The 6,249-nt window shown below is 43.2% G+C and carries 5 protein-coding genes and 2 tRNA genes; 2 read left to right on the top strand and 5 right to left on the bottom strand.

Going from position 1 to position 6,249, the window contains the following annotated elements:
• Positions 1 to 362: 362 nt before the first annotated feature.
• Together DW981_RS13995 and DW981_RS13990 are read right to left on the bottom strand one after the other, a co-directional pair.
• A complete protein-coding gene (locus DW981_RS13995; RefSeq protein WP_118508171.1) occupies positions 363 to 1,217 on the bottom strand; it encodes an MYG1 family protein in 855 nt (284 codons plus the stop codon).
• 22 nt (positions 1,218 to 1,239) lie between these two features.
• A complete protein-coding gene (locus tag DW981_RS13990; protein WP_022026053.1) occupies positions 1,240 to 2,451 on the bottom strand; it encodes an NADP-dependent isocitrate dehydrogenase in 1,212 nt (403 codons plus the stop codon).
• A gap of 255 nt (positions 2,452 to 2,706) precedes the next feature.
• Between DW981_RS13990 and DW981_RS13985 the strand changes: the two genes are divergently transcribed.
• Entirely contained in the window at positions 2,707 to 3,729 is a 1,023-nt protein-coding gene (locus DW981_RS13985) for an Ig-like domain-containing protein (RefSeq protein ID WP_182434301.1), read from the top strand.
• Positions 3,730 to 3,810: 81 nt separating this feature from the next.
• Here DW981_RS13985 and ispF read toward each other — a convergent pair whose 3' ends face one another.
• The 3 genes from ispF to DW981_RS13970 all read right to left on the bottom strand — a co-directional run bounded on the left by ispF (position 3,811) and on the right by DW981_RS13970 (position 4,648).
• A complete protein-coding gene (gene ispF, locus DW981_RS13980; protein ID WP_118508169.1) occupies positions 3,811 to 4,347 on the bottom strand; it encodes a 2-C-methyl-D-erythritol 2,4-cyclodiphosphate synthase in 537 nt (178 codons plus the stop codon).
• A gap of 118 nt (positions 4,348 to 4,465) precedes the next feature.
• Positions 4,466 to 4,539: transfer RNA gene (locus tag DW981_RS13975), tRNA-Met, on the bottom strand.
• Between the two features lie 36 nt (positions 4,540 to 4,575).
• Positions 4,576 to 4,648: transfer RNA gene (locus tag DW981_RS13970), tRNA-Val, on the bottom strand.
• Between the two features lie 403 nt (positions 4,649 to 5,051).
• Here DW981_RS13970 and DW981_RS13965 point away from each other — a divergent pair.
• Positions 5,052 to 5,942: a VanZ family protein gene (locus DW981_RS13965; RefSeq protein WP_022026056.1), complete on the top strand. Its 891-nt coding sequence runs from the start codon at positions 5,052 to 5,054 to the stop codon at positions 5,940 to 5,942.
• Positions 5,943 to 6,249: the final 307 nt, after the last annotated feature.

Here is a 6,249-nt window from a genome sequence, read left to right as displayed (position 1 = left end):
CTTATGTCTCGTATTTCAGAGACATTAAGTAACGTGACGTAGCGCATCGTAGCGAAAGCGTCCCGTCCAAAAATGGATGATACCTTGCTAAACCGGGACATCTCAAACATTCCTTCGGGCATGTATTCATCAGAGACTTAACAAAATAAGAAATCACCAAAAAACTCTGCGTTCTGCGGCAATTATCTTAGTTCGCTGCCGGCAGAACAAGTCAGACTACCGGCTGCAAAATAGTTTATTTGTTGCTGACATAATAAGCAATATGTGGTTTTGAAATAACTTCCGGTATGGGGAGTTTGAATACTTTACTATTGCAAAATGCTGCATGACCCGGTAATTTTGCAATCCCTCATACATTTTCTCTAGGATTCCTTACGTGCAATTGCAGTCTGTGCAGCCTGTACAGCGCCTTCCAGCGTATCTGCTGCTGCCAAGAAACCGCTTGCATGGCAAAAACGAAGCGAAGCAATTCCACTGATCTGCGATAATTCCGGTGCGTCTTTACCACGCCACTCTTCCGGCATTGCACATACCAGTGCTGTATCACCATGTTCTATCGGAACTCCCTGCACGCTATATCCCCCGCGATTCGACGGATATACCACCATTTGATAACTACTTCCAATCACTTCATTCTTCCACGGAACAAACTTCGGAAGGATCAATATACTGCCGTTGCTTTCTTCCATTGCCTTACGAACCAGCGATGCCGCACGTACAATACCGGCTACCGCCTCAAAATGGTTACGCAGGATTTCCTCTGCCATCTTCACCGCGCGCCAAAAGCAATCGTCATAACTCTCTTCGGAATCCCAAGAAGGATTAAACTCATCAATAATGGACGCCAAAACATTGTGACATCCGGTATTGTCGGATTCATCTAACGGCTGCACAAAAGACTCATCAAAACGCACTGCCTCTTCCTCACCAATGCACTGTGCACCGTATTCGCGCCATAGCAGTCCAAAAGCAGCATAAGGGCATCCGTTCTCACGGTATTCCTTATCTTCCTGGTGATGATCAAAACGGCCGCGTCCTATATCATACACAATGCCGTCAAAATCTGCCGGCACCTCAAAACCGCGTGTTACCTGAATCTCCGGTTTGATCAATCGCAAAAATGCTGTCGCAAATACATCATCTGAATGAAATTTCGCACCATGCGTGAATGCCTGGTCCGGCAATGCTGTCTTGCATTGAAAAAATGGCTCTTTCATAGAAATCCTCCATTAGCTGTTATTATGCCAATTCCTGCTCTAACGATTCACGAACTGCCTTAATAAATCCTTCGCTGTTTAATACCGTCACATTTTCAAGGCTGGTGATCAGAGCAAGATCCTTCGTCATCTTACCGGACTCGATCGTACCCAGTGTCGCTTTCTCTAATTTATCTGCAAAATCCTGCAGTTCCTGAATACCGTCCATCTCACCACGCTTACGCAGTGCTCCGGTCCAAGCGAAGATCGTTGCTACAGAGTTAGTAGAAGTCTCTTCACCCTTCAAATGTTTATAGTAATGTCTCTGTACTGTTCCATGCGCTGCCTCATATTCATATACGCCAGATGGAGATACCAATACCGAAGTCATCATAGCAAGAGAACCGCATGCAGAAGATACCATATCGCTCATAACATCTCCATCATAGTTCTTACATGCCCAGATAAATCCTCCTTTTGCCTTCATAACACGTGCTACGGCATCATCGATCAATGTATAGAAATACTCAATCCCGGCAGCATCAAATTTCTCCTTATATTCTTTATCAAAAATATCCTGGAAAATATCTTTGAAATTATGATCGTATATCTTAGAGATCGTATCCTTCGTTGCAAACCAAAGATCCTGCTTTGTATCTAATGCATAGTTAAAGCATGCACGGGCAAAGCTCTCAATAGATTTATCTTTATTATGGATACCCTGAATGATTCCCGGACCATCAAAATCCATGATCGTCTGGCGGATCTCTTTGCCATCTTCTCCGGTAAATACTAACTCAGCCTTACCAGGACCCGGCACCTTGATCTCTGTATTTTTATAAACATCACCGTATGCATGTCTTGCCAACGTGATCGGCTTCTCCCAATTCTTAACGCACGGCTCAATGCCTTTTACCTGAATCGGTGCACGGAATACGGTGCCGTCTAATGCAGCACGGATCGTACCGTTTGGTGATTTCCACATTTCCTTCAAGTCATACTCTGTCATACGAGCAGCATTTGGTGTGATCGTTGCGCACTTTACTGCAACACCATACTTCTTCGTTGCCTCTGCAGAGTCGATCGTAACCTGATCATTTGTCTGATTACGGTACTCCAAACCAAGATCGTAATATTCTGTCTTGAGATCGATAAATGGAAGCAGCAGTTCATCCTTGATCATCTGCCATAAAATACGGGTCATTTCATCTCCATCCATCTCTACCAAAGGGGTTGTCATCTTAATTTTGTCCACTGCATTATCCTCCTTTTACTGTTGTGCCTGTAATTTCACAAATTTTACTTCACAATCATAGCACAAATGAGTCTGTTTGTGAAATATTTTTATTACCATATGTGTTGACAAATACAAATTAGCATGTTATCTTTTAACTGTCAAGAGTGTTTCCCTCACATTCTTTTGTTCCTATCGTACATAGCAACCGGCGCAGCTATCGTTCTACTCCCGATCAGATATGTTTTCATGCGCAGAAATGAGGTATTTATGGAAATGAAACAACAATTTTTCAAACACACATCTGTCAACCGCACTTTCTTTATTATGGTATTGATCGCCGCACTGCTTACAGGGTTATTCGCCCCTGCTATGGTCCGCCACTCCGGTGCTGCATCTCCGTTTATCATTTTATCCAGTTATCGTTCTTCGTTAAAGATCGGTCAGGAAATGGTCTTGTCTGCCGTCACCTCTGACCTAAGCTACCCTTCCTTTACCAGTTCGGCCTCCTCCATCGCTTCCGTCAATGTATATGGAGTGATCACTGCCAAAAAAGCCGGCACCTGCAAGATCAAAGTCAAATCCGGTAAATCCGAAACCTATTGTCAGATTCAAGTCGTTCCAACGACAATCTCCCTCAACAAAACGGCACTTTCACTGGAAAAGCAGCAGACATTCCAATTGACAGCCAGGACATCAAATCGCAGTGTCCCAACTTACCGTAGCAATAAAAAAAGTGTCGCACTGGTCTCTTCTACCGGTCTGATCACCGCACTCAAACCCGGCAGTGCAACGATTACGATCAAAGCAGATCAGACAGAACAGCACTGTCAAGTTACCGTTGTTAAACCAACTATCACTCTATCCCAAACAGCCGCATCACTGTTCCGCGGTCAGAACATATCACTGCGGGCATCCGTATCAAACAAAACCGTTCCGACCTGGTCTTCCAGCGCTAGGAGTATCGCTGTTGTCTCGGATTCCGGAGTAGTGACTGCCAAAAAACATGGCACGGCAACCATTGCCGTCAAGGCAGATGGCGTTACACGAACTTGCAAAATAACCGTAAAATCTCCCACGATCAAATTAAGTGCTTCTAAATTAACAATAAAAAAAGGAAAACGAAAAACACTGACTGCCAAAGTTTCTTCCGGCAATGCACCCACCTATTCCAGCAGCAACTCTTCTGTGGCTTCTGTCACCAAAAAAGGTGTGATCTCCGCACGCAAAAAAGGTACCGCCACGATCAAAGTGAAAGAGGACGGTACCACAGTTAGTTGTAAGATCACCGTAAAATAGTATGATGCAGAGAATATGCCATGGCATCCGTCAGGGGCTACATACCCTTTGACGGCAACATCATAATCTGTTATTGTCCGATCAGTTTCTTGCGCAGCCGCCACAGGAAGCACATCCTGCCGGGGCATTGTTTACCATGTGCTCATAATAAGAAGAAATACTGCAGATCGCCTGCGAAGAGATTCCCTCTCCACTTCCGGTAAATCCAAGTCCTTCTTCTGTTGTTGCCTTAATATTAACCTGGTCAAGCTCAATCCCCAGCGTATCAGCAACATTTTTTCGCATCGTATCAATGTAATCTCTCATTTTAGGTTTCTGTGCAATGATCGTTGCATCGATATTGTCGATCATATAGCACTTTTCTTCCAGCAGCTTGCCAACATGCTCTAACATCTTTATGCTGGATGCTCCTTTGTAGGCAGCATCTGTATCCGGAAAATGTTTTCCAATATCTCCCAGTGCTGCCGCACCGAGTAAAGCATCCATGATCGCATGCAAAAGTACATCAGCATCTGAATGTCCTAACAATCCCTTTTCATATGGGATCTCTACCCCTCCCAAGATGAGCGGTCGATCCTCTACCAAACGGTGTACATCATATCCCATTCCAACGCGCATAGTAATCCTCCTACTAATGCTTCAAAAGCATCTATCTTGCTTTATCGCACTCCTTCTCTGCTATTTCCTGATTTAACAAAAAGAGCAGGTATATCAATTATACCTGCTCTTCATTTAGTAGCGGAAAAGGGATTTGAACCCCTGACACCATGGGTATGAACCATGTGCTCTCGCCAACTGAGCTATTCCGCCATATTAAAATAAATGACTGTGCTTGATACAGTCTAATGGGACCTACAGGGCTCGAACCTGTGACCCTCTGCTTGTAAGGCAGATGCTCTCCCAGCTGAGCTAAGATCCCGTACAATTTCAAGCGACTTGTATAATATATCAAACCTTTTCTGTATTGTCAAGCTTTTTTTAAATTTTTTCTAAGTTTGTCCATCCATCCCTTTGCCGTGTTTCATTATACTTGGAAAATACATGTTTTGCAAGGTCAATTGGAGTTATTCCATGGGAGAAATTGAATTTTTTCATCATTTCTCGTATAATAAAAAAGTGTGGCTTACTAAAACATCCCATACCGGAAGTTGCTATAAGAATCACATATTGCTTATTATGTGATGGCCTAATTATATTTTGCAGCCGCTATATAGTGCGTCCTGCCATCAAGAAACTATAGCAATTACTTAGCCGCAATTAGTTTTCACAGAACAAAGATTAAAACACATTGCCGTCAACAGATGGCAGAATGGAGGAACTTTATGAATGCACGTACCGTAAACATCAGCAGTCTCGTTATTTTACTGGCACTGCTCTCGCTGATCTGTGAGGGATTTTTATATTATTTTTTGCCATCACCAATATGGTCGATCGTATTTGCAGTATTAGTATCTCTCGCATTATCACACTTTTTTTTGGAATCATCCTTTAGCTATTCCTATAATGTGCTCCACGCTGCATTTATGACGATCGGAGCGTTCATTTATGCGGTAATCGTATACTGTATCCAGCCAAATCCGTGGCTGCACTACAGCTTTTATCTGGTACTGCTCGTCTTAGTAAACTGGTTGACACCATTTCTATACTGTTCCATCCGCGATCTGTATGATACAACGCCGCACTTCGAGGGATACCGACGTTTCTTTATCCAAATGAGTATAGTGCTGCTCGTATGCTATATATTGGCACTGATCAAGCAATACTACATTACACCGATCGTTCCGCCTTACAAAGAGCCTGCCTTTGGCGCACAGAACTTTGTACCATTTATGGCAACCGGTAATTATCTGGAATCCGCACTGCGAAATGGTTCTGATCTGTTTCCGCTTATTTGTTATTTAGCAGAGGCAGTGTGTCTCTATATTCCATTCGGCTATTATATCTGTGCTTACTTCTTGAAATGGAATTATATATTCCGCCTGTTTTTGTATCTTGCATTTCCTGCTGCTATGGAAATTTCTCAGGCAGTCAGTGGACTGGGACGCGGACAGATTGACGATTACACTTTGGCATTGTTGGGAATCCTGATCGGAACACTGTTGTTCCATGCAATGAATGGCATTTTCCGTTCGTTTGCAGGACGCAGCATTCTATTCCCAAGAAATCAGATCAACTTAAACCACTTTATTGACTCCAATTTTCCACAGCAATAACAATATTATTCAAACTTCCCATACCGGAAGTTATTGCAAAACCACATATTGCTTATTATGTCAGCAACAAATAAACTATTTTGCAGCCTGTAGTCTGACTTGTTCTGACGGCAGCGAACTAAGATAATTGCCGCAGAACGCAGAGTTTTTGAGGGATTTCTTATTTTGTTAAGTCTCTGATGAATACATGCCCGAAGGATTGTCTGAGATGTCCCGGTTTAGCAAGGTATCATCCATTTTTGGACGGGACGCTTTCGCTACGATGCGCTACGTCACGTTACTTAATGTCTCTGAAATACGAGACATA

The sequence above is a fragment of the Clostridium sp. AM49-4BH genome (assembly GCF_003478335.1).
GTDB lineage: Bacteria > Bacillota > Clostridia > Lachnospirales > Lachnospiraceae > Butyribacter.
Note: the sequence above shows the minus strand (reverse complement) of the source record. Positions and strands in the feature narration are given on the sequence as shown.